This window comes from Peribacillus sp. FSL K6-5616 (assembly GCF_038008245.1).
GTDB classification, from domain to species: domain Bacteria; phylum Bacillota; class Bacilli; order Bacillales; family DSM-1321; genus Peribacillus; species Peribacillus frigoritolerans.
In genome coordinates this window covers 3,862,006-3,886,019 of sequence record NZ_JBBOYT010000001.1, presented here as the reverse complement: position 1 = coordinate 3,886,019, position 24,014 = coordinate 3,862,006, and the positions used below count along the sequence as shown (strand labels likewise).

The window sequence follows — 24,014 nt, the reverse complement described above, 5'->3', positions numbered from 1 at the left end:
TAAAAGAAGGTTTAATCATCTTAAAAATCCCATCCTTACTCCCCGTTTTTTGTCGATGGATCATACGTTTTTGAAGGAGCGGAATGTGAAAGAATAAAAGGATGGGGTTACCGATAAAAAAATACCAAATACATATACTGCTGTGCTAATATGAAAGACTGAGCTTAAAAAATGAGAGGAGTTACAAATGAAAATAAATCGATTAATAGCGAACAATATAAGCCATTTAGATTCATCACTTCCAGACGACCAATCATTAGGAATTGCTGGTTTATCAGGTTCAGGGAAGACGACTTTTTGTCAAACCATTGGCGAAGAATCCAAGAAGCGTCTCGTTTCCTTATTGCCGAAGTCTGAATATCAGTATTTATTCCCTAATATTATGGAAACCAACTTCAGTGCCATCAAGATGGAGGAAATGCCGCTGGTCCTTTTTCTCGGCAAATCATCCATTTCAGCTAATCCCCGTTCGACCATTGGCACACATACTGGTGTGTTTAAAGAGATTCGTGTTTGTCTTGCAGAAAAATTCAATCTTTCTCCGGAAGTTTTTTCATTTAATAATGCCTTAGGCTGGTGCCCCACTTGTAAAGGACGCGGTACGACGAAAAATGTCGAATGTCCAAAGTGTGAGGGGAAACGCTACAATCAAGAAGTCGAGCAATATACCATTGAATTATTAGATCGCCCGCATACTATATCCGATATCAACAACTTAAGCATCGAAACGATCCTTTCACTCGCAGAGACCTTACATATTAGTGAAGCTAAACAGCATATTCTCCAAAATATAATCAATATGAATATTGGTTATTTAGGCTTGAACCGTATTATGGGGACAGTGTCAGGAGGGGAATTAACCCGGCTTTATTTGGCCGAATTCATGGCTACAAGTGAAAATACCGTGATCATCATCGATGAAATCTCCGTCGGTCTTGATCATCAAACCCTTTTGAAAATTTTAGAGCAGATTAAGCAATTAGGTTATAAAAATCAAATTTGGCTCATTGATCACTCAGATACGGTGTTGGATAGCACTGATGACCAATTGTTCTTTGGACCCGGCAGCGGAAAATATGGCGGGAAAATCGTTGAGGAATCACCGCGGCCCAAACCAATCAGCTGGAAGCGAAATGAAGCAGCGCCTACTGAATACTATCAATTTCAGGATCTTTACTGCCGTAATATTCAAATGGAAGAAATCCGCATTCCCAAGAATAGACTCGTTACCTTTACGGGTGAGTCAGGCTGCGGTAAATCTACACTAGTCAATGAATGCATCTCCAAAGATTTTCAGAAGCGGTATCCAAAGGATAAGCTGGTCATGGTCGGGCAGGACCGAAATAAATCGATCACCAGCCGGTCAACCGTTGCGACGTTTCTTGATATTAAAAAGAAGCTAACCAAATACAGTGATGAAATTGATGATATTTTTCAGCGTTCGATCGAAGATATCATCGAAGAGTTGCCATCTGAAGACATCGCACATAAACGTTTGAGCTTATTGATCAAACTTGGGCTTGGTTATTTGACGTTAGAAAGAAAAACACAAACACTATCGACGGGTGAATTTCAATGTGTCCACTTAGTTTCCGAGCTGTTTGCGAAGACAAGGAACCCGCACACGCTGTTCATTTTTGACGAGCCTTCAAAAGGGTTATCGCAAAATATTTTAAACCAATTCATTGACAGTGTCAGGGTCATTCTGGATGATGAATCCGTCTCCATCATCATGATTGAACATAATGCCTATATGCTGGAAAGCTCGGATTATATCGTGGATTTTGGTAAAAGACAGCTAACGCCTGTCCAGCATCTTGACGTTGTCAGTCATGATGATTATTACAGTCACAAAGACAGTGACGAACGGGTGGAGCCATTGCATATCTCTTCCACGCTCCGGTCAAAAACTGGTATCGATTATTTACAGGAAAATCATCTGGACTATTTCAAAAACGCAGAGAACGTCTATAAGGGCGGAATTTTAAAAAGCCTATCACCAATCGCTCGCGTGATATATGGGGAGTACGAGTCCGACACGATAGCCCCTGTGATCGCCATTGATCTTGAACGCCACTTGTACAGCCAATATACGTTTCTTTATGAATTGGGCGGAATGATCAACCATATAGTGGCTGCACATCCGACCAATAAAGATACAAGAAGCTTCGATTTCTATTCAGCAGAAAATCATTGTCCAAGCTGTTCGGGACGCCGGGTCATTGAAAAATTCGATTTCGATGTAGTCATACAAGACAAAAACGTGCCATTCTGGGATGGTTTATTACATCCGGACGTGATGGAAGTATTAAAATATTATCAGCATTCCAAACTGCAATTCCTGTTTGATGAGATCAAGAATGAACTCGGTCACGACATTAGTAAAAGCTATAATGAGATGACAGATGCCGAAAAGCATACCTTCTTATATGGGTATTGGGAAAAGTCCTTTTACGATAAAGCAGGCAAGGCATCGCGAATTTGGGAAGGGTTCAATTTCATCATTGGGCGCTATATCTTCGTATCGAAATCAATCATTAAAGAGCAGATGAAAGAAACAAAAGAGATGATCGACTGTCCAGTCTGCCAAGGAACGGTTCTCAAACATCATAAAAAGCTGATGTTTGGTGATACGGACATTCGCGAGATCATCCAACAGCCAATTGATCAAGTCATCAAAATTGTAGGAAAGCTGCCGGAACTGGAAAAACTAAAAGCGATTGTGGGCGGCGATATCGCACTCACTGATGATGTCTCATTCCTTCCACGTGAAACAAAAGCGGCGTTGAAAATGCTCGAGCTCGAGCTAGCAAGCTTCGTCGGCTATGAAGTGGTTTTACAAAATACCCAACCATTCTGGGACAGCATTAAAGGCAATATCGAAGCAATCAGCAGCAAAAATCAGATTACCATCTGTGACTTTTCCAATATTAACGAAACAAGAGAAACCATTATTGATAAATATTTCACCAATGGCAAATACAAAAAACTAACCTATGTCTATGAAGCATTCGGCTACAAAAAAATCGTTACCCAAATCAATAAAATTAAAGCAAGTCATAAATGCCCGTTCTGTAATGGCAAGAAAGTCATTTCAGAAGACAACATCCATGACGGTGTGTATAAATTAACGATCCCTTGTGTGAGCTGTCATGCCAGTGGCATCGATGATGAAGGGCGTAAAGAAATCGTCGAAAGCATCGACGTCCAGACCTGGCTGACAGGGAAAGTGAAGGATGTCGTGGCTGAAAGTGAACGTACCGAGGCCGTTGCCGATATCCCCATATTCGCCCGGATTCGTGAATTGAACAAACGAGACATGATGGCGGTTTATCAATGCCTTGACGAGAAAAAATAAAGTGAAAAGTCCGCCGGAAATGGCGGACTTTTATTTTGGGGACATAAGGGATCGGAGTCCGAATAGTGAGGTGAAGGTCGAAAAAAATTCGCGGGCGGTCGAATACTATGTGGTTCAGGACGATAAACTGGTCAATGACCAAGACAGTGCAGACAGTCGGCGAAAAGTGATTAAAAACAAAGTTGATAGGAGTGGGTGAGCGAGACTCCTGCGGGAAAAGCGTGTCCAAGGGAGATCCCACAGGTGCAAAAGCGCCGAGGGCGGACCGCCCGCGGAAAGCGAGTGCCTGGAGGGAGATCGGCGTTCCATGTTTTATAAACCCTCATAAAAACTGTAGACAGAAGGGGTTTTATCTAAATTCCAAAACGGAGTTGATTGGAACGGAAGGTACGAGACTCCTGCGGGAAAAGCGCGTCTAGGGGAGACCCCGCAGGCGAAAGCCGAGGAGGCTCCCCCCGACCGCCCGCGGAAAGCGAGTGCCTGGAGTGGAAATCAACGTCCAAATACAAGCCATAAAAATAGACAAACTCGATTTTCATCGAGTTTGTCTACTGTCTGAAAGTCCGCCGGTAATGGCGGACTTTTTTATTATTTTGCAGAATGATCTTCATGATAAACGGGAAGTGTTATTGAAATCGTTGTTCCCTTATTCAAAGCGCTAGTTAAATGAAGTGTACCATTCATCGTTTGGATGGTCTTGACAGCCACCATTGATCCCAACCCAGTCCCTTTTTCTTTGGAACTGTAATAAGGCTCGCCAAAACGATTTATTTGTTCCTTGTTCATTCCCACTCCATTGTCACTGATTTCGATAATGATATCGAAATTATTTACATAAGAAACAATATTAAGTTCCCCGCCATGTGGCATTGCCTCTATACCATTCTTGATGAGGTTTAGGAAGCATTGCTTGAAATGTTGAATATTCCCCCGGGTAATGGCTGGAGCCAACTGATTAGAAATAGTAACTAAATTCATGCTAGCCAATGGTTTGATCATTTCAATTACATACCCTATTTCACGGTTAATTGAAATATTATCCACTTTCTCAAGTGCAGGTTTTGCAAATGCTAAGTATTCACTAATTATGGATTCTGCACTATTAAGCTCCCTGACAACATGCTCTATATATTGTTCTTTTACATCCTGAGTCAGATCAGGGGTCTTTAGCAGTTGAACAAATCCTTTCACAACCGTTAAAGGATTTCTAACCTCATGTGAAATGCTGGCTGCAAGCTGACTGACTACCTCCATTTTTTCAAGCCTTATCATCTGTGTCCGGATTAAAATGGCATCCTTTAAAATTTCCATGATATAAACAGCTAAACCAATAATGAAAGGAGGGAGGATGATAAAGTAAAATACATACGCCTCCGTTATTCGAAAATAATCAGACATAGCGAGTGAAATGAAGCTCGTTAGTATTCCAAGAAATAAAATTAATAGTATCGAGCTATTAAGCTTATTTTTCCGATTGAAATTTTTGAATTTGGAAGAAAATAGAGCCGTTATAATAAAGATTACGATATATACAATTAACGTAAGTAAATTAAAGCCATAAAAAGCAAACCTAAAAGATAATATGATGACTAACAGAGCTGCTCCTACAGGCCAACCACCATAAAGGGTCCCTATTATAAAAGGAATTTGCCTGAGATCGTGGACACAATATTCATCGATATAAATAGGAAACTTCATACTTAATATAATAGGAATGCTCATGCATGCAGTAATAAGGGTCTTGCCATACTGACTTAACCTTTTGCCATGATCTATTAAAATGTAATAAATCAAAATACTTACTAAGATATAAAAAAGATTATCTAATATGTTTTGATTGATATAAATAAAATTCATAGGATTCTCCTGAAAAAGTAACCGTTTGGTTCATTATACAAGAATAACACCAAAAAAGAGAATCTTAATAAGTAATTTATTTACAGAACGGCATTTAAATTCAAAAAGAATTGGTTAATGTATCTAATGTAACTTGAATTATTTGCCGATTAATCAGTTCGGAATTTGGTTTTACATAATAAAGGAAATATAATAGAGGTAGAGGTGATTTTCATTGAAAAAGTGGACAAGGGAAATAGAAATAAACGCCCCAATTGAACAGGTATGGAAGTTTCTTGATGGTTCTGTAGAAAATATGCAAAAAATCATGCCTCAAGTAGTTGAACAAAAGCCGGTTAAAATAACGGAAGAAGTGGTTGGAAGCGTATATCGTCAAACATATAGAGAAGGAAAACGAACAGAAGAGTATGATATAGAAACATTGGAATATTTGAATGAGACAAATGAGAAAAAGCTTAAAGTAGGCTTCATACTTGCAAAAATGTTTGATATTACGGCTTTATATGAACTAAATAAAATCAATGACAATAGAACTTCCTTTACATATACAGTCACCAGTCGCCCATTAAAGTGGTTTTTGAAATTACTTTTAGTATTTGCCACCGATAAAGTGGTCGTTGAATTTTTAGATCGTGTCAAAAAGGTAGCTGAAGCGGAAACAAGTGGATCAGTATGAATTAAGTCAATCTTACGGAATCGAAAGAACAACACAAAAAAAGAATCCATCCTTTTTCATGATGGATTCTTTTTTATTTCTCGTGAAAGATTAGGGTGTAGGATACTTGACTGAACTTAGAGGTGGTTGCCCCAAAAAGGGAGTTGCTTCGGACGTTATTTTTTTAATGGTGGGACTGAACGACGTTTTAAGAAATACGAGAATAATAAGGTATGGTATCGGAGTAAGAGTAAAGGTAGGATTAGAAGAAGATAAGTAATTCTAAAAAACAGTGGTTAAACCAAAAATAAAATTTAGGTGGTGAATTTTGATATTGATGTCTACATATAAAGAGAGTTTTAAAAAGGCTTTAAATTTTGGATTATTATTTTATGCGATATTCATTGGATTAAGTGGAACAATAACTTTTTCAGTTCTATTACTTTGGGTTGTCCCAAAAGATCAAATATCAACAATATTAGTACCTTTACTTTTCATAGCCTTATTCCTCTACGGTTCTTGTGCCATATCTATACTTATTCGTTCAAAAATCAATAAAATATGAATGATTTTGAATTAAAACTTTTACTCTCGAGAAATGTTGGAAATGCAAACTATATGTATAAATTCTTAATCTTTCAAACCCTTGGCACTTCTAGTGTCAGGGGCTTTTTATTTGTGGGGGAAAGGTATCACATGAGAGGTGTAACGGGTTCACAGCTTTTTATCCCTCTTACTAATTTAATTGAGTAATAAATTTTTAAACTCTTTTTCGGTGAATCACAGAAAAGATGCCATATGTGAAAATCGTGAATTCAATTTTGGGACCTATCATTCTGAATTTATGGTTATTATGCCATTATGATAGAGCATCTATACGGCTGCTCATAAGAAATACTAACAGGAAGAGGAGGGGTGAAAAAATGGGTAAGGAAAAAGTTCGGTTACTTGCTTCACTATTATTTATAGTTAGTCTTTCTTTGATAGTTTCAGCTTGTTTTAATTTCAAGAAAGATATAAATTCGGAGGATAAAAAAAACCTAAAGGTAATTCAAATGGATGGTACTTTTGCTGTAGATGTGGATGATCCAAATGAAACTGTAGGTGATGCAGATTACGTTTTTATAGGCCGGGTTGATGAAGATGTTGACACTCTATACAAAGATCCTGTAACAATTGAAACTAGTGACGGTGCTAAAGAGGTTTCAATACCATATACAAATTACCAAGTTACTGTCCTGCCTGGGTGATCTAGTAACAGATACTTCCATACCTATTCAAAAGGCTGGAGGGATAAATGAAGACGGCTCTTTTGTTGTTTTGTATGAAGATGATACATTACCGGAAGAAGGAAAATCATATGTGTTTTTAGCGTATGCACAAGATGATGGTTCATTATTAGTATCAGGTCCAAATTCGAATGAATACGTTGAAGGTATTAAGCGAGATGTGACTAGTGAAAAAATGGAAAAAGGTAAAGCTTCTTTGAACGAGGAAGCCGCAGAGGTAGTTTCTGAGTATGAAAATGAAATACCTACGGATAGAGACCGTTCAGAATCTGAATTTGATGATAAGCAATAAAAATTAATATATTGTGTCCTTCTTTCATAAAACAACCCCTTTTTCTCCAACAATTCTTTGGGAAAAGGGGGTTGTTTACACTCTGAAAGGCTACTTACTAAAGAGAGGTATAAGTTTTCATGAATAATACAACTTTTAAAATAATTCTTTTAATATTACTAAGCATTTTAATAGTGGTTCAAATATTTATGACGACAGCAATATTTGATGTTGTCGACCAACTGATAGATATTGCTCAGACATTACCTGGTTTATTGAATCAATAAGGGGATCACGAAAACGACACTGCTATTTTAATTGGTAGTGTTTTTTATTTAGAGGATAGTCATAATAAAAAAAGCGGCCGTGATAAAGACTTGATCGCTTGTAAAAGATAAGGGTTATTTAAAAGGCCTTTCCGAAAGAAGGGTCTCTTATTTTAAAGATGAAATGTTACTGCAAGCTAAGGCAAATAAATAGGGTTGTTATTACATTCAGCGATAGCGAAATGTACAAGCTTCTGCTAAACCTCAATCTCCATCCCGATGTTCCGTTCTTTCGATTGGCGATAAACGCCTTTTGCCACAGCGAGGTCAAAGTAAGCGGCACCGACTGATTTAAAGAAGGTAATTTCCTCTTCATTTTCCCTGCCTGTTTTGGTTCGCATGACAAGTTCATAAAGCTCCCCGTGTATATCATTAAACGACCAATTTCCCTGATTGGCTGCAGAAATGAGTTCTCCTGCTTCAGCCTTCACGCCCGCCAAATCATCGACGATAATTTTAGCAGCGCGTGAAACGGTGGTATTATCCACTTCTTTCATATCCGGTAAGTAAGACCCGACCCCGTTAATGTGTGTGCCCGGCTTTAAATCTAGTCCATTAAATACTGGCTCGTTCGAGCGGGTTGCACAGCAAATGATATCTGCTTGACGAACAGCTGCTGAAACATCTTCGCCAACTTCAAAAGGAACGGTTATTCCGAATGCCTGCAGCTTTTCACCGAATTTCTGCGCTTTCTCTGGTGTGCGATTCACTAATAAAATACGCTCAATGTCCCTTACGGCCAACACACCGATTGCTTGTTCAAATCCCATAGCTCCTGTCCCGATGATTGTGAGAACCCTGGCGTCTTTACGAGCAAGAAAGTCTGTGGCAATGCCGCTCAATGCCCCCGTTCTGAGACGTGTTAAATAGGAGGCATTCAACAATGCTAGGTGTTCGCCATTTTCTGCATCTGACAGCAAGATGACCCCTTGTGTTGTGGCCATCCCCCTTGAAGGATTCTTTGGAAAAATGGTAACAACTTTGACCGCCGAAACTTCTTCCGATAAATCAGCACTTGGCATGTAAAGGGCCGATGCCTCGTGTTGAGGAAAAGCAAGAACTGTGCGATGAGGGTTGTCTATTTGTTGAGCACCATGTGCACGTAATACGGCCGTTACATCCGCTATTGCGTCTTTCATTCCATAAGATTGTTGAATTTCCTTCTCACTTATTACCAACATTCAATTGTCCTCCTTGAAGTAAAAGATCCATAGATTACATGGCACTAGTATCATGCGTTTCGTCTAATTTCTGATTGCTGCGATCCTTAACTGCCCAAATCGCTGCTAGTGACAGGACAGATGCAAATATAATATAAATGGCGACAGGAACATAGGAGTTATTAAATTTATCAAGTAAAGCCGTTGCAACTAGCGGCGCTGTTCCTCCTGCCAGTGCTGCTCCGATTTGATATCCAAGCGTGATGCCGGTATAACGGATCCTTGCATCGAAAATTTCCGAGAACATCGTTCCAAGAACAGCTGTGATGGGAGCCCAAATAACACCTAAACCTATCACTGTTGCAACGATCAATAGCAGTACCGATTTTTGCTGCAGCAACCAGAAGTATGGGAACGCAAACAGTGCCATCCCAATCGTTCCCCCTATAAACAGCTTTTTGCGGCCAATCTTATCAGATAAATTCCCCATGATAGGTATTAAAATCGTCGTTATAATTGTCGCAATCATGACTGCAGTTAATGTAGCTGTCCGGGAGAAACCGAGATTTGCAGTAGCATATGATACGACAAACGTGCTGAAAATATAAAATGGAGCTGTTTCTACCACTTTGGCTCCCACGGCGATAAGCACTTCACGCCAATAATTCTTAAGAGTTTCTACAATCGGCAGCTTTGGAACTTCTCCGGATTCCTTCACTTTTTTGAAAGACGGTGTTTCATCAATTCCTTTACGAATCCAAAGGCCGAAAAATACTAGCAGAGCACTAAAAATGAATGGTATACGCCATCCCCAAGTCATGAATGCGTTTTCAGGCAGCAGTGTCATAATAGATAAGGCAACGGTTCCAAGCAGCATTCCTATCGTAACACCCATCTGGGGAATGGCCCCGAACAAGCCCCGTTTCTCAGCGGGAGCATATTCAACGGCCAATAAAAGCGCGCCTCCCCATTCACCGCCAATTCCCAGACCTTGTACTAAGCGTAACGTGATTAATAGTATCGGCGCCCAAATCCCAACGGCTTGATACGTGGGAAGAAGCCCCATCCCAAAGGTTGCGACCCCCATTAAACTAAGTGTTATAACAAGTGTTTTCTTTCTCCCGATACGATCGCCAATATGGCTGAAGATCACTCCGCCAAAGGGGCGGATGAAGAATGCTAACGCAAAGGATGCATAGGAAAGCAACAGACCTATTGTCGGATCCTCATTCACGAAGAATAGCTGGTTAAACACGAGAGCTGCAACGGTCCCATATAAAAAATAGTCAAACCACTCAATTGAACTTCCGACTAAACTCGCAATTAAAATTCGCCGCATTTGTTTCTTCTCCATCATGAGTCACCCCGTTAAAATTGAAGTGTCACTTCAATTATTATTTCCTTTATTGTAAATAATTTATAATTTTCTGTCAATTATTTTATTAATGACGGAACATTCATCAAAATTTGTACTGTATAATGTAGCTAGATACTATGTAAAAAAAGGGGGCATCTCCATGCCTTTTGATTCAATCGGGGAAAAAATGAAATCATTGAGGAAAGAGCGAAAACTAACATTAAAGAGCCTTGCTGAACAAACAGGCGTTTCGATCAGCTTTTTATCACAAGTAGAACGGGGTAAATCAAGCGTCACATTAGAGTCATTAAAAAAAATCGCTGATACATTGGATGTCAACCCAAGTTTCTTTTTCTCTGAGGACCGTTCCCAAGAAAATTCAGATTATAATCATGAACAATTTCACTATCAGAATTTATCCAGCGGCATTCGTGATGCTGTTTTTTCGCCCATTCTTGTCACCTTAAAGCCAGGTGAAAATAAAGGAAGCGCCTTTTCCCATAGCGGACATGAATTCTTATTCATTATCGAAGGGAAGTTAACAGTGGAAATAGAGGGAGAAAGAATGGAACTCCATGAACAGCAGTCATTCATGTTCGATGCTAGAAAAGCCCATTACTGGTTTAACTTCTCGGATCAAAATGTCCGGTTTTTGGTGGTGTCGTCGAAATAACGTCACGGTGCTGTGTAATAAAAGTATATCCAGTTAACGAAACATGTCTACAAAAGGATAGATGTTAAACAGCAAGGAATATGAGAACACAATGTCGAATAAGAAAAATCTGTTGTCGCCTCTTGTCTGTTTACTGTAAATGTAACAAACAGTAAGCTTCGACGAACGGCTTCGGTAAAATCATGAAATTTTATATAGGATATATTGAGTTCTGGAGGGAGCTGTATTATGCAAAAGGCAATCGTAGTTTATTATCTTACCGAAAAGAAGAATAACTTAAGTGATTTAAATCAACTTTTGCAAGAGGGATGGAAGGTTGTCTCTCAGAGTGCTATGTCAGGTGCAGGTGGCGGTGGAGCAGTTTATTCACTTGTTATAATAGAGAAAGATTAGGAAACAAAGCTTCGGGATTCATTGCCACTAACCGGAAATGATAGTTCAATTAACCGCCTATTCAAAGGGCGGTTTTCTTCCCCCAAGAGTGGAGGGAAATCACCACATTCTTGGGGGCTATTGTGATGCAGTCGATTAAGACTAATCATCGATCCATCGTTTCGTTCCTAGTTTCTATGCCATATAACCAGTGAAGTGACTGAATGAAGTAGTTAGTAAAGAATAGGTCATCATGAGTTCCTTTTGGATCTGACGCAAATAATAGGTTAGATTCCGAATAGCCTTCCTTGGTAAATTCAAGGTGGGCTTTCTTCGTGTAGTCAACCATATGCTTTTGTATCGTTTCTTTATAAATTCCCTCTAATTCCCCGACATAAAAATAGAGCCGATGATTTTGACGATTCACAGTTGGTTTGAGATGGATATTTCCTTGCCGTTCAATCTTTTCCCCTTGAAGATAGCGAAGAACGTCCTCGTACCAAAAGGAAGCTGATAATGAGATATATTGATGGAATACCTCTGGATAATAATAGGAGGCGAAAATCGAAACAAGTCCTCCAAGTGAGCAGCCGGAAATAGCTGTATGTGAAGGCTCGGGATTGGTAGCATAATGGGCATCTATATATGGCTTTATTTCGGTTACGACAGTATGTAAATAAACCTGCGCTCGCCCTTCAAAGGTGGAAGCATGCGGTGCAAGTGATGGTGCTTCCCACGGCGTATAGTCATTTTTGCGATCAATGGGTTCAATTCCAATAACGATAAGCGGTTCAATTTGCCCTGAAAGAATTAAATGATCGATATAGTTTGAAGCTTGTTTGGCAGTTTCTCCACCATCATGCATATAGATCGTTCGGTATTTCTTGGTTTGATCGTAACCTGAGGGCAAGATGACACATACCTCATAGTTGGCAATTTTCTCATCAAGGTATCGAATCATGTATTTTCCACCACGTCCTTTAGAACATTCGTATTTTTGAAGTTTAGAAAAAATAAATGATAATGATAACCATTATCATTTATAATTATAATACACTCTCAGTTATTTTGAAAGGAATAATCCGATTATCTAAGAATGGCAGCCAATAGAAAGAGGGAGCTTAATAGGGTTGGAAGTCTTTAACTGTTAATTTGTGTCTTTGCATTAGGTCCTCATTAGTTGATAAAATGATTTATCAGCTGTGTTTCTTTGATGAAACGATAATGAGGGGCGGTATGCTTACCTTTCAACAAATAGAAAGTGGGATTTTATGATTAACCTGGATCAAGTGAGTAAAAGATTTTCACAATTTCAGGCTATTAAGTCTGTTACTTTAACAATACCTAAAGGTGAAATTCATGGAATAATCGGAGCAAGCGGAGCAGGGAAGTCAACGTTGCTGCGGCTAATGAATTTGTTGGAGACCCCAGATGCGGGCGAAGTGGAGGTAAATGGCCAAAGGCTGACAACATTGAACAATAAAGCACTTCGAGGGGCACGGAAGTCGATTGGCATGATCTTTCAGCATTTTAATCTTGTGGCAAATAAAACGGTTTATGACAATGTTGCAGCCTCTTTAGAGCTGGCAAATTACCCAAAGAAGGAACGTCGGAGCCGTGTTGTAGAGTGTCTCCAATTTGTCGGATTGGAGGGTGAGTTGGAGAGATATCCGGCACAATTAAGCGGGGGACAAAAGCAGCGTGTTGCCATTGCAAGGGCATTGGCAAATAACCCGCAAGTGTTGTTATGTGATGAACCGACCTCTTCCCTTGATCCAAATACAACGGCTGAAATATTAGACGTGCTAGAAAACATCAACAAACGCTTCGGGGTGACGATCGTCATCGTTAGTCATGAGCTGGATGTCATTAAAAGTATATGCAATCGTGTATCGATCATGGCAGAGGGAGAGATTTATGACACGGTCATAATCGAACCAACCGGGATTCAAAAAAAGGATAATCGTCCAGAATATTTTATCGAACAATTAGCAAAGAATGGTGGGCTGGGCCATGCCTGAGATTTTAGTTCAATATGAGGCAGAAATTTGGCAGTCGATTGGAGAAACCATTACCATGGTTGGTGTGTCCATTTTTGCTGCGATTTTGATAGGATTGCCTGTGGGGACCTTGCTATTTCTTTCTAGGAAGGGTCATTTGCTTGAAAACCCGTGGGCTTTCTCGATTTTAAATTTACTTGTGAATATTATCCGTTCATTCCCATTTTTATTATTGGTTGTTTTTTTAATCCCGTTTACAAGACTCATAATCGGCACAGCCATTGGTACAGCAGCTGCTTGCGTTCCATTAGCAATCATCGCCATTGCCCATTATTCGCGATTGGTCGAGCAATCTTTATTGGACGTGCCAAAGGGTGTGATCGAGGCAGCCATTTCCATGGGGGCTTCGGTTAAGGATGTCATATTTAAATTTCTTTACGTGGAGGCTCGTTCAGGGCTTGTCCTCGGACTAACAACATCGATTATCAGCTTTATTTCCTATTCAACGATCATGGGAGTGGTCGGAGGCGGCGGTATCGGCGACTTTGCCATCAGGTATGGCTATCAGCAGTTTAAAACAGAGCTAATGATTTATATGATTATCATTATGATTATTCTAGTACAGCTTATCCAATTCATTGGAACGACAATAGCTAGAATGATTGATAAAAGATAAATAATGGAGGGAAACATCATGAAAAAAATACTCTTTCTCATGGCAGCAATTATGTTGTTTTTAGTAGGATGTGGAAAGACGAATGAAGTAAAAGAGAAAGAAAATGCGCAGAATCAGGAAAAGGAAGAGGTTACATTGAAAGTGGCCTCACTCATTCCCCCAATGACGGAAATCCTTGAGCTTGTTAAACCAAAGCTGGCAGAGGAGGGCATTAACCTGGAAATGGTCGTATTAAGTGATAATGTCCAGCCTAACACCGCATTAGCGGCAAAAGAAGTGGATGTGAACTTCTTCCAACACGTTCCATATATGGAGGAATTCAATCGAAACAAAAATGCCGAGCTAGTACCAGTGAAACCCATTTATTTTGCCAATTATGGTGTGTATTCCAAAGAATACGATTCAATGGATAAATTGCCAGAGGGTGCCGTTATTGCCATTGCAAATGATGTGTCGAATATCGATCGCTCATTGGCCTTGCTGGCACAGCATAAAGTTATCACTTTAAAGGAAAAAAAGGGTCCATACTATACAATGTCTGATATCACTGAGAACCCTAAAAACTATAAGTTCAAAGAAGTCGATTTATTAATGCTAGCGAGAACGTATGATGAAGCAGATGCGATAGTAATAACACCTGCTTACGCTGCACCGCTTGGTTTGACACCAAAAAATGACGCCCTTCTCACAGAAGGTGTTGAAAATGACTTTGCGATTACATTAGTGGCACGCAAGGATAACGTGGATTCCGAGCCAGTCCAAAAGTTGGCCAAGGCCATGACAAGCCCGGAGGTACGCAAATTTTTAGAAGAGAAATATAGTGAAACGGCCATTCCGGCATTTTGACTTTGATACAAAAAAAGGGCTATTCCTTCAACAGGAATAGCCCTTATTTGCGTTTCAGTGTAACTTTGTGATCACCCATCGTCTAGCTGGCTCCTGGACAGCATATTTTTGTTCGATATTACAAAGCTTAAGGAAATATTCTAATATCCTACCTTCTTTATACTATAAATCCGTTTAATAAAAAGTCCCTTCATTTCTTGAATAAATATAGAAACTCTTCTAAAATATATTTAGTCCATAATTTTACAGTGAATAAAAATATTACATAGAAATGAATAAGAAAAGAAGTTGAAAGGACTTTCCATTATGTCGATGACTTACGAATCTCAAACACTAGTTTCTGCCATGCAAACGCGTGTCGGACAATATAAGGACCTGAAAGAACAGCTCACGGAATTGAAAAAAGGATTTGAGAGCATCGTTCATTTGGATGATGAGCTGCAGGGGCAAGGTGCAGAGGCCATTAAAGGGTTTTACAAAGCACAGATCGATGTCGTGGATTCTTGGCTGCGCCTGATCAATCGGCATGTTGCCTTTTTAAGCGGAATTCAAGGAGATACAATCGAAGCGAACCTTAGCGAAACCGTGGTTACGGTCCCATTTTTAGAGGAAGAGCTGACAAATGCGACTCGAAATTCCAAGGAAATGGTCACAGCCCAGAAAAATGATCTGAAAAAAATATTGGCTGGAATTGATGATCTCATTCAGTTAGAGCCTTTTTCCGATGATGCGTTCTTTGAAAATATCGAGAAAGCTGAAACAAAACGGACCCAAACGATAGACAAGGTAAACGAAATCGACCATAAGTGGACGGCTGAATATGCCAAATCCGAAGAGGACCAAGCGGCAGTGATGGCACTCATGGAGCAACTGAAAATATCCAGTACAAGGGGAGGAGTAGTATCCCCGCTATATTTTAATGCAGCAGCCTATAAAAATAGTGAAGCCTATAAAAACCTGGAAGTAAGGAAAAAAGAAACCGCGCAATATCTCAAAGTTAAGAAAGAAGAGGCGGAGAATCGCCTGATCAAAGACTTGAAGGCACAACTCGATCATGTAACAGATCCTGATGAGTTCCTCAAAATCGCCAAGCAGATCGGGTACGAAAACTTAGCGCCCACCCAGCAGCAATATGTCATGCAGCTAGAAGCGGCTAAGCAAACCGCAGACATTGCAAAAGGAATCGGCGTAGGCCTTTATGATGTAGGTAAAGACTTTGTGACAGGAGTTTGGGACTTTGTCACAGATCCCGGGGAAACAGTTGAAGGTGTAGCAAACTCAATCATGCACCCGGTTCAAACCTATAAATATATATCCAAGTCCATCTCCGACTCATATGAAAGAGATATGGTAAATGGCGATGCCTATTCGCGGTCTCATTGGGTAACCTATGCCCTCGGAACAGTCGTCACATCTGTAGTCGGAACAAAAGGCGCGGGTGCTGTAGCGAAGACTGGGGTAGCAACTACAAAAGCCGCTGCAGTAAAAGGTGCAACGAAGGCAAAAGAACTAGTTTCCATCCCTAACCTATTGCCATACAATCCTAAAAACCAACTGTCGTTGGCAGGTGGAGTACCTTATAATGTGGTTAATGGTGCGGGATTGAAGGATCAGTTAATTTCAATGGCGAAAGTGGAGTCTGAAGTTAGTGGTAGGGGTAGGTTAAATGTAGAAGATGTCACTAAAGAGATTTTGAGGACTAAACCAATGAACTCTCCTATACCTGAAAAGTGGTATAAAAAGGGCGGGAAAATCTCTATCGATGATAACGGCACTTGGACTTATATTAACAAGTCTGGAATATCAGTAAGTTATCCAAATGGTTATCCTGATTTTACACCCTATGTACATCCAAATGTTGAGCCGGTTAAAATCGAGGTACATTCGCCTAAGAATAATCCAAAAGACTTTGAAAATGCAAATATAGCGGCTAAACTTAGTAAAGATACTGATCCTCCAATAATTGATATTAGGAAACCACCAGAAGGGTATACATGGCATCATCATCAAGATGGAAAAACGATGATGCTAGTAGATGAAGATATTCATAGAGAGTTTAGACACATTGGTGGTCAATCTAAAGTTAATGGAAAAAATAAGTAAGATTAGAGGAGTGCGAATATGACAAAAATGAGTAGCAAAAATCCAAAGATTTCCCTACAAGATATAAAACAATTTGAACAAGAGTACGATGTTACGCTACCTAATCAATATGTTGATTTTCTACTAGAATACAATGGGGGATATCCTGAAGAATCTAACTTCAAAATATCTGATGATGAAGGAGAAAGTTTAGTTAATAAGTTTTATGGAATTGGGGATATGAAGAGTAATTTATCTAAAGTTTTTGAGGTTTTAGAAGGAGAAATACCGGAAGATTTTATTTCAATTGCTAATGACCCAGGAGGGAATGAAATTTTATTAGGAGTTAGTGGAGAATACCAAGGAAAGATCTATTTTTGGATTCATGATATAGAACCAGAGGAAGAAATGGGCAATATGTTTATCCTTGCAGATAGTTTTGATGAGTTCTTTAATAACCTATATTTATCTAAATAATGATACTAATGGGAAGCTACATTTATCCGTTTTGAGCAAACCTAGAGTTTTTAACAATATAAGTTATGACAATTGCGAAAGATAGCTAGGCGAGATGACATTTTAAGTTTACGAATTATCGTTACAAGGAACAAACTTTAAACCTACGATTTAAGCAAGCTCGTTGGTTTAAAGATAAGGTTTGTAATGAATTACTTTATATAGCTAACGATAAAGCATTTGATTGTCTTTGAGGCAACAGGTGCTTTTTGTTTTATTTTTTGAATTTTAATTAAAGGAAAACATAATATTAAATTTTTAGATAATTTTAAAAATCAATTGAAAGCAGTCTTTACGGCGGGTTCAGACTTAGATGATACTATTGATATTCTAGAAGACGTTGGAAATAAAGGAGAAACTAAATGGATAAAACTCAAATTTCGAAAGACATTAGAGGTGCGATAAAAAGTGGCCAAACGGATACGGTAAGAGATTTACTCGAGAAAGAACCAGAAATGTTAACATGGATGACGCCCTTTGGTACATGGTTACATATAGCAGCAACTCATGGGCATTTAGAAATGATAAAATATCTTATTAATGCCGGGATAGATGCTAATGCACAGCGGGGAACTTTTTCTACAAATGCCCTTGAAAGAGCAGCTACAAAAGGCCATTTAGATATTGCCGAATATCTCATTAACCAGAATGTTGAGATGGATACTAGTGAACCAGATAGAAATCCACTGTTTGCTGCAATATATGGTGGTCATTTTGAGATTGTTAAATTGTTAGTTGAGAATAATATAGATATAACCATAAAATACTCTGGTGACAACATGAAAGATATGGATGCTTATGCATTTGCCATTGATAGAGGACAAACAGAAATTGCTGACTATTTAAAGCAGAAGATGGATTTGAAGGGGACTTCAAGTTAGTCTATGAAAAATTAATGAAAGCCAAAGGGTTTTGTAGTCAAAATCAGGCGAAAAACTGGCTGAGAGAAAAAGGTCTAACACCACACCATGCAGATGACGTTACTATACAGTTAATACCTACAAAGTTACATGAAAATATACCACACATTGGTGCTGCATCAGGTTTAAGAGGAGGGATTTGAATTTTTGGGTAACAATTATATAAATCAAATAGAAAATAAATTAAACACCTTAAATATTAAGAAACAAGAAGTCTTTTCTTTAAATTCAAGAGAAAATCAGATTAAGAAAATAGAGACGATGTATGATATTTTCATTCCAAAGGATTATAAGGAGTTTCTTCTTAACTATGATGAAACTTTTTTTGAAAATGAGGTAACGTATAAACCGATTGAGACATCACCTTGGACATCTAAGGAGGGCACTCAAGTATTTGAAGGTCTTTATGGATTAGCTGGTGAAAATAATTTATTCGACCAAATAGAAGGTTATTTAAATCGGATGCCAAATTGTATGATTCCAATTGGGGAAAGCCCGGGAGGAAATTTAATCTGCTTAGGAGTAAAGGAAAGCATTATAAGTAAAGTTTATTTCTGGAACCATGAAAATGAACGCGAAGCTAAAATAATGGTAGGAATAGAAGATGCTTCGGATGAGATTAACTCATATTGGGATAATATACATCTTGTATCGAAAACATTTTTAGGTTTTTTAAGTGGATTAGAATTAATTAATGAAACTGAGAATATTGATGTTGATGACGTAGAGCTGTGGCTAGATGATGAATTATTAGATGATTAAATTGTTCGCATTTTTAAGCGGTATGGAAAAGATGATGATTTTACAGGTGGAGTAAGTGATGAAAAAGTTAGAGAAACTGAACTAAAACTACAGGTCTCTTTACCGGAAAGTTACAAGTGGTTTTTAAGAAACTATGGTTTTGGTGGACTCTTTGGAGTGAGAATAATTGGATATGGTTATACGGGTCCAGCAGTAGTAGATGCTACCAGAGGTCATCAAAAGTATTATGATTTAATAGATGGACTTGTGGTTATAGAAGATATTGATGAATTTGCCTATTGCCTCGATACTAATAAAATGAAAAATGGAGAATGTCCAGTTATTATGTGGGATAACCAAGAGGGATATGGTTTTACCGCAGCTGATAATTTCCTAGACTATTTGATCGAAAGTCTTGAAGAGGCAAAAGAAAACTGGGATGAAGATGAAGAAGATTGGTAATAAAGTAAGAAATGTTTTTATAAAAGAAGAAGTGGATAGAGCCTTTCGAAATCAAAGGGACTATCCATTTTTTATTCATTTCGAGGGCACCCAATGCCGTAATAAGACAACATAGTATTGATGATTTGGGGAATGTTTTGTACCGTAAAATGCTGTTGAAGCTCTTGAAGAATTAGGTGAATTAACCAGTAGAAGAAAATTGAAAGTAAGGAGAATATGTTTTGGATAAAAAAAGTATGAACAAAGCAATAAGGAATGCAATTAAACTTGGTGATATTAATGAAGTAAAGCGTTTAATAGGCGATAATCTAGAATCTTTACATACAATGACCCCATTTGGTACGTGGTTACATGTTGCAGCAAAGAAAGGGCATTTTGATATAGTAGAATATCTGATCCATAAAGGAATCGATGTCAATACAAAAGGTGATATATTTGATGCTTCTCCTTTAAATGTGGCTGCAGGAGCGGGGCATTTGGAGATAGTAAAGTATTTATTAGAGGCTGGAGCAGAATTAGATGAGAGCTTAGCGAAAAGAAATCCATTATTTGGAGCGATTTATGGTGGGCATAAAGAAGTAGTTGAGCTTCTAGTTGAAAAAGGAATAGATTTTTCAATTAGATATACGGGAGAGAGTATTAAGAATATGGATGCATATGAATATGCTAGAGAATTTGGTCAAACGGAAATTGCTGAATATTTAAAGCAGAAGATGGATGAATAGGAATAGAAAAGAAAAGAGACTAATTATTTAATTGTCATGATATATAAAGGGTGTCATACTGCTACTTTTAAAAAAAACAGATAAACTTAGATTATTAATATACATCCTGCCAAATTTCCTGATGAACATCAGGCAGGCATTCATGGTAAAGGATCTCCAACAAATAAATTTTTTCCAAGGAGGTAATTGATGGTGGCTAAATTTGATTATATAAAAAATAATCATAAGTTTTTTCCATTAAAAGAAAAAGAACTTATAGAAGCAGAGCAAAGACTCGGATTTAAATTTCCCCCTGAACTAAGGGAGTTATACTTAGAAGTTGGTTATGGTTTTTTTAAAGGCAATAATGAGAATTCAATAAGTAGATTAATGGATCCTGATACTATTGCAGATATTACACTAAGGGAAGGTATCTATGAGTATGACCCTGACTTAGAGGGGATTTATGAAGAAGCAGACAAACTTGTTTTTTATGAAGTAAACGAGGGTGTATATTTAACACTTGATTTAAATGATACTCAAAGGAACTCTGTACACTTCTTTGACAATAAAATAGCTGTTTCATTAGAGAGTTTTATAAAAAAAGTTGATGAAGACAATGAATACTTTTTTGATATGATGGAGTAATAACTATTGAAACTTATCCTTGATTGGCAAAATGCCTTTCAAAGTTCCTTTTTTTGTAGGGCTTCCCAGTGAACCGTTTATTATTTTAAGAATAGAAATAACTCTACTACTGAATGTTAATATCTATCACTTAGGTGGATTGAAACTCAATAGGAGGTAGCTTATGCAAAAAGAAGGATTTGTATCATTTTGGGTAGGGAATATTAACTCATCAGAGGAATTAGACAATTTACTTGAAATTTCTTATACAGAGGATGGGGATTTTATTCCATCAATGTTTGCTCAAAGCTTTGGAATCGATAGATATGACGATGCTGTTAGAGAAGCGGATTTTTATGATGAAGCTGATAACTCGCTTAGTCGATTATTAGAAGGATTCTCTTACGATGATGACATTATTCCTAAATTTTCTTCATTGTGCGGGGCACAGTTGCCAAGACAGTATAATGTTGTAATTCTTTTATACAACTTTAAATATGAGGGAATAAAAAAGAAAACTACAATTAATTATAGTAATTTAGAGTTTTTAGGTGCAATAGAATACTTGTAATTTAGATAAAAAACCTTGATTAGCTTAAGCTTTTCAAGGTTTTTTATGTCAATGCTGTAATAGGACGACATAGTATTGATGCTCTAGGAAGTAGTGAATCGGTTAAGGAATGTTGAAGCTCTTGAAGATTTAGGAGACATAGCTAGTTCAAGATAGTAGAAATACAGGAGGTAATGTAATGGATGAAAAAAGTCTAAATAAAACTATAAGAAATGCTATTAAGCTCGGTGATATTAATGAAGTAAAGCGTTTAATAGGCGATAATCCAGAAACTTTACATACAATGACACCATTTGGTACGTGGTTACTTACATGTTGCAGCAAAGAAAGGACATTTTGGAATAGTAGAATATCTAATCAATAAAGGAATTGATGTCAATACAAAAGGTGATATATTTGATGCTTCTCCTTTAAGAGTGGCTGCAGGAGCGGGGCATTTGGAGATAGTAAAGTATTTAATAGAGGCAGGCGCAGAATTAGATGTAAGCTTAGCAAAAAGAAATCCATTATTTGGAGCGATTTATGGTGGGCATAAAGAAGTTGTGGAGTTTCTAGTTGAAAAAGGAATAGATATTTCAATTAGATATACGGGAGAGAGTATTAAGAATATGGATGCATATGAATATGCTAGAGAATTTGGGCAAACAGAAATTGCTGAATATTTAAAGCAGAAAATGGATGAAAAAGAATAGAAAAGAAAAGAGCCTAATTTTTTAATTGACATGCTGTTACTATAAAAAAACAGATAAACTTAGATTATTTTAGAAATGTAGAGACAACAACAGGATTAAAAATTCATAAAGCGCAAATGGAACAATTAATATATATCCTGCCAAATTGCCTGATGAACATCAGGCAGGCATTCATGGTATAGGATCTCCATCAAATAAATTGTTTCCAAGGAGGTAATTGATGGTGGCTAAATTTGATTATATTAAAAATAGTAATCATAATTTTTTTCCATTAAAAGAAAATGACCTTATAAAAGCAGAGGAAAGACTCGGATTTAAATTTCCCCCTGAACTAAGGGAGTTATACTTAGAAGTTGGTTATGGTTTTTTTAAAGGCAATAATGAGAATTCAATAAGTAGATTAATGGATCCTGATACTATTGCAGATATTACACTAAGGGAAGGTATCTATGAGTATGACCCTGACTTAGAGGGGATTTATGAAGAAGCAGACAAAATTGTTTTTTATGAAGTAAACGAGGGTGTATATTTAACACTTGATTTAAATGATACTCAAAAGACCTCTGTACACTACTTTGACAATAAAATAGCTGATTCATTAGAGAATTTTATAAAAAAAGTTGATGAAGACAATGAATACTTTTTTGATATTTGAGGATGAAGTTTACCAAAACGGCTTTAAAGAAAGGAAGAGTAGATATGCCCCAGTGGAAAGAATTATTGATAGAAGTAGAAAAAATTGAAATTAAATATGATAGTTCACTTAGGAATCCTGTATCAAATTCAGAAATTATTAAAATGAAACAAACCATTCAGAAGAGACTAGGAAACATTATTATTCCTGAGTCGTATATTGACTTTCTAAAGAATGTAAATGGATTAGACTTTAACGGATTAGTAATCTATGGTGTTGATGAAACGCTACTTGATAACGAAGGAGATGAAGAGGTTCAGGGGTTTATTGAAACAAACGAGCTTTGGTATGAAAATGATTGGCAAAAGCAATACATATTTTTGGGGGATTCTGATACTGCATGGTTTTGTTACGACCTAAATGAGAGAGTATATGTAGAACTTGATAAACCCTCTGGAACTTTAATTCAGTTCTTTTATAGTTTCGATTCTATGTTGAGTGATGCACTTGAAGCAAGCCTTCTGTAATTCTATAAGTCGAAAGTTATAAAGAAGGATCATATAATGCTGGGATTGGGTGACTAGAACAAAGAAAAGCATTTAATTGTCCAATATAGGCAACAAATGCTTTTTTGTTAATAAACCAAAACACCATTCACAACAAAAAGCATTGGGCTATCAATTAGGTATCATACATAAGTGGATAACAAGGGGACGAGAAGCTTTAGGAGGGAATTTAAAATGAGTATTTTGCCTGAGAAATTAGATCAAGTTCTAGGAGAGGACATTTATAAACGTGAAGATAAAAGTAAAGTAAATGAGGCTTTAAATAGTTTAGAAGTAGATGTATCAGTTACATTCCGTGAATTCTATTATTATTATGCTGGACCTTTTTGGGAAGAGTTTGTACCTTTTGAGTTACTTGATATCGTAGATGAAGAGAATAATATTGAGTCGTATACATTTATTTCCCGAGAAGAGCGTGGCTTTACGAAAAAGTATTTAATTTTAAGGCGAAATTTCAGCAAATGCTGTATTAGTCCTTGATACTGTAACGGATAAAGTCTTTATGGTGAATTTTGAGGACGGGGATGAGCTGCTTTTAAAAGGAGAATTAAAAGAAACGTGGCCTACATTTTATGAATTTTTAAAAGCATATTTTAACTGTTAGTAGAAGAAGAAGTTCTGCCGATTATCTAAGACATGCCTTCAGGTTTAAGTGAAAA

At 37.6% G+C, this 24,014-nt stretch carries 24 protein-coding genes and 3 pseudogenes; 23 read left to right on the top strand and 4 right to left on the bottom strand.

Going from position 1 to position 24,014, the window contains the following annotated elements:
• Positions 1–187: 187 nt before the first annotated feature.
• On the top strand, positions 188–3,358 hold the full coding sequence (locus MHB45_RS18740; protein ID WP_072273505.1) for an ATP-binding cassette domain-containing protein: 3,171 nt from the start codon (positions 188–190) through the stop codon (positions 3,356–3,358).
• Positions 3,359–3,946: 588 nt separating this feature from the next.
• On the opposite strand, the gene MHB45_RS18735 is transcribed toward MHB45_RS18740, so the two are convergent.
• A complete protein-coding gene (locus MHB45_RS18735) occupies positions 3,947–5,215 on the bottom strand; it encodes an ATP-binding protein (protein ID WP_048687764.1) in 1,269 nt (422 codons plus the stop codon).
• A gap of 214 nt (positions 5,216–5,429) precedes the next feature.
• Here MHB45_RS18735 and MHB45_RS18730 point away from each other — a divergent pair, with 214 nt between their 5' ends.
• The 3 genes from MHB45_RS18730 (at position 5,430) to MHB45_RS18720 (ending at position 7,451) form a co-directional block, all read left to right on the top strand.
• Positions 5,430–5,891 carry an SRPBCC family protein gene (locus tag MHB45_RS18730; RefSeq protein ID WP_048687762.1) on the top strand — a complete coding sequence of 154 codons (462 nt, stop codon included), beginning with the start codon at positions 5,430–5,432 and terminating at the stop codon, positions 5,889–5,891.
• Between the two features lie 902 nt (positions 5,892–6,793).
• A complete protein-coding gene (locus MHB45_RS18725; RefSeq protein ID WP_048687757.1) occupies positions 6,794–7,120 on the top strand; it encodes a hypothetical protein in 327 nt (108 codons plus the stop codon).
• A gap of 70 nt (positions 7,121–7,190) precedes the next feature.
• Positions 7,191–7,451, top strand: coding sequence for a hypothetical protein (locus MHB45_RS18720; RefSeq protein ID WP_048687754.1), 261 nt, complete (start codon positions 7,191–7,193; stop codon positions 7,449–7,451).
• Between the two features lie 502 nt (positions 7,452–7,953).
• Here the strand turns inward: MHB45_RS18720 and MHB45_RS18715 are convergent.
• Entirely contained in the window at positions 7,954–8,937 is a 984-nt protein-coding gene (locus MHB45_RS18715; RefSeq protein ID WP_161922225.1) for an ornithine cyclodeaminase family protein, read from the bottom strand.
• A 34-nt stretch (positions 8,938–8,971) separates the two neighbouring features.
• Entirely contained in the window at positions 8,972–10,270 is a 1,299-nt protein-coding gene (locus MHB45_RS18710; RefSeq protein ID WP_072273503.1) for an MFS transporter, read from the bottom strand.
• Positions 10,271–10,433: 163 nt separating this feature from the next.
• On the opposite strand from MHB45_RS18710, the gene MHB45_RS18705 reads away from it, so the two are divergent.
• Both MHB45_RS18705 and MHB45_RS18700 read left to right on the top strand, forming a co-directional pair.
• Positions 10,434–10,946, top strand: a complete 513-nt coding sequence (locus MHB45_RS18705) for a helix-turn-helix domain-containing protein (RefSeq protein ID WP_034309858.1) — start codon at positions 10,434–10,436, stop codon at positions 10,944–10,946.
• Positions 10,947–11,174: 228 nt separating this feature from the next.
• Positions 11,175–11,339 carry a hypothetical protein gene (locus MHB45_RS18700; protein WP_153246167.1) on the top strand — a complete coding sequence of 55 codons (165 nt, stop codon included), beginning with the start codon at positions 11,175–11,177 and terminating at the stop codon, positions 11,337–11,339.
• Between the two features lie 145 nt (positions 11,340–11,484).
• On the opposite strand, the gene MHB45_RS18695 is transcribed toward MHB45_RS18700, so the two are convergent.
• The gene (locus tag MHB45_RS18695) at positions 11,485–12,279 is read right to left on the bottom strand and encodes an alpha/beta hydrolase (protein ID WP_072273502.1); all 795 of its coding nucleotides are present in this window, start codon (positions 12,277–12,279) and stop codon (positions 11,485–11,487) included.
• Positions 12,280–12,589: 310 nt separating this feature from the next.
• Between MHB45_RS18695 and MHB45_RS18690 the strand changes: the two genes are divergently transcribed.
• From MHB45_RS18690 to MHB45_RS18610, 17 genes and pseudogenes are all read left to right on the top strand, one after another.
• Positions 12,590–13,339 carry a methionine ABC transporter ATP-binding protein gene (locus tag MHB45_RS18690; protein ID WP_072273501.1) on the top strand — a complete coding sequence of 250 codons (750 nt, stop codon included), beginning with the start codon at positions 12,590–12,592 and terminating at the stop codon, positions 13,337–13,339.
• Complete coding sequence (locus MHB45_RS18685; protein WP_072273500.1) at positions 13,332–13,994, top strand: methionine ABC transporter permease; 663 nt, start codon at positions 13,332–13,334, stop codon at positions 13,992–13,994. The genes MHB45_RS18690 and MHB45_RS18685 overlap by 8 nt, the downstream gene beginning before the upstream one ends.
• Positions 13,995–14,012: 18 nt before the next feature.
• Positions 14,013–14,840 (top strand): MetQ/NlpA family ABC transporter substrate-binding protein, encoded by an 828-nt coding sequence (locus MHB45_RS18680; RefSeq protein WP_063594653.1) that lies wholly within the window; start codon positions 14,013–14,015, stop codon positions 14,838–14,840.
• Positions 14,841–15,146: 306 nt separating this feature from the next.
• A complete protein-coding gene (locus MHB45_RS18675; protein ID WP_048687742.1) occupies positions 15,147–16,943 on the top strand; it encodes a T7SS effector LXG polymorphic toxin in 1,797 nt (598 codons plus the stop codon).
• Between the two features lie 18 nt (positions 16,944–16,961).
• Entirely contained in the window at positions 16,962–17,399 is a 438-nt protein-coding gene (locus MHB45_RS18670) for an SMI1/KNR4 family protein (RefSeq protein WP_048687740.1), read from the top strand.
• Between the two features lie 401 nt (positions 17,400–17,800).
• Positions 17,801–18,319: an ankyrin repeat domain-containing protein gene (locus tag MHB45_RS18665; protein WP_048687739.1), complete on the top strand. Its 519-nt coding sequence runs from the start codon at positions 17,801–17,803 to the stop codon at positions 18,317–18,319.
• Between the two features lie 14 nt (positions 18,320–18,333).
• Complete coding sequence (locus MHB45_RS18660) at positions 18,334–18,501, top strand: HNH endonuclease (RefSeq protein ID WP_081088706.1); 168 nt, start codon at positions 18,334–18,336, stop codon at positions 18,499–18,501.
• A 4-nt stretch (positions 18,502–18,505) separates the two neighbouring features.
• Positions 18,506–19,120, top strand: a complete 615-nt coding sequence (locus MHB45_RS18655) for an SMI1/KNR4 family protein (RefSeq protein WP_048687738.1) — start codon at positions 18,506–18,508, stop codon at positions 19,118–19,120.
• Positions 19,121–19,561 carry an SMI1/KNR4 family protein gene (locus MHB45_RS18650; RefSeq protein WP_072273499.1) on the top strand — a complete coding sequence of 147 codons (441 nt, stop codon included), beginning with the start codon at positions 19,121–19,123 and terminating at the stop codon, positions 19,559–19,561.
• Positions 19,562–19,782: 221 nt separating this feature from the next.
• Entirely contained in the window at positions 19,783–20,286 is a 504-nt protein-coding gene (locus MHB45_RS18645; protein WP_048687734.1) for an ankyrin repeat domain-containing protein, read from the top strand.
• Between the two features lie 96 nt (positions 20,287–20,382).
• A pseudogene (locus tag MHB45_RS28350) lies at positions 20,383–20,472 on the top strand (HNH endonuclease); the annotation flags it as partial.
• Positions 20,473–20,478: 6 nt separating this feature from the next.
• Positions 20,479–20,913 (top strand): SMI1/KNR4 family protein, encoded by a 435-nt coding sequence (locus MHB45_RS18640; protein WP_105718863.1) that lies wholly within the window; start codon positions 20,479–20,481, stop codon positions 20,911–20,913.
• 163 nt (positions 20,914–21,076) lie between these two features.
• Positions 21,077–21,463, top strand: a complete 387-nt coding sequence (locus MHB45_RS18635) for an immunity 22 family protein (protein WP_048684675.1) — start codon at positions 21,077–21,079, stop codon at positions 21,461–21,463.
• 178 nt (positions 21,464–21,641) lie between these two features.
• Positions 21,642–22,155, top strand: a pseudogene (locus MHB45_RS18625) (ankyrin repeat domain-containing protein).
• Positions 22,156–22,378: 223 nt separating this feature from the next.
• A complete protein-coding gene (locus MHB45_RS18620; protein ID WP_340908032.1) occupies positions 22,379–22,810 on the top strand; it encodes an SMI1/KNR4 family protein in 432 nt (143 codons plus the stop codon).
• Positions 22,811–22,812: 2 nt separating this feature from the next.
• Positions 22,813–23,316 (top strand): YrhA family protein, encoded by a 504-nt coding sequence (locus MHB45_RS18615; RefSeq protein ID WP_235443525.1) that lies wholly within the window; start codon positions 22,813–22,815, stop codon positions 23,314–23,316.
• A 213-nt stretch (positions 23,317–23,529) separates the two neighbouring features.
• A pseudogene (locus MHB45_RS18610) lies at positions 23,530–23,959 on the top strand (SMI1/KNR4 family protein).
• Positions 23,960–24,014: the final 55 nt, after the last annotated feature.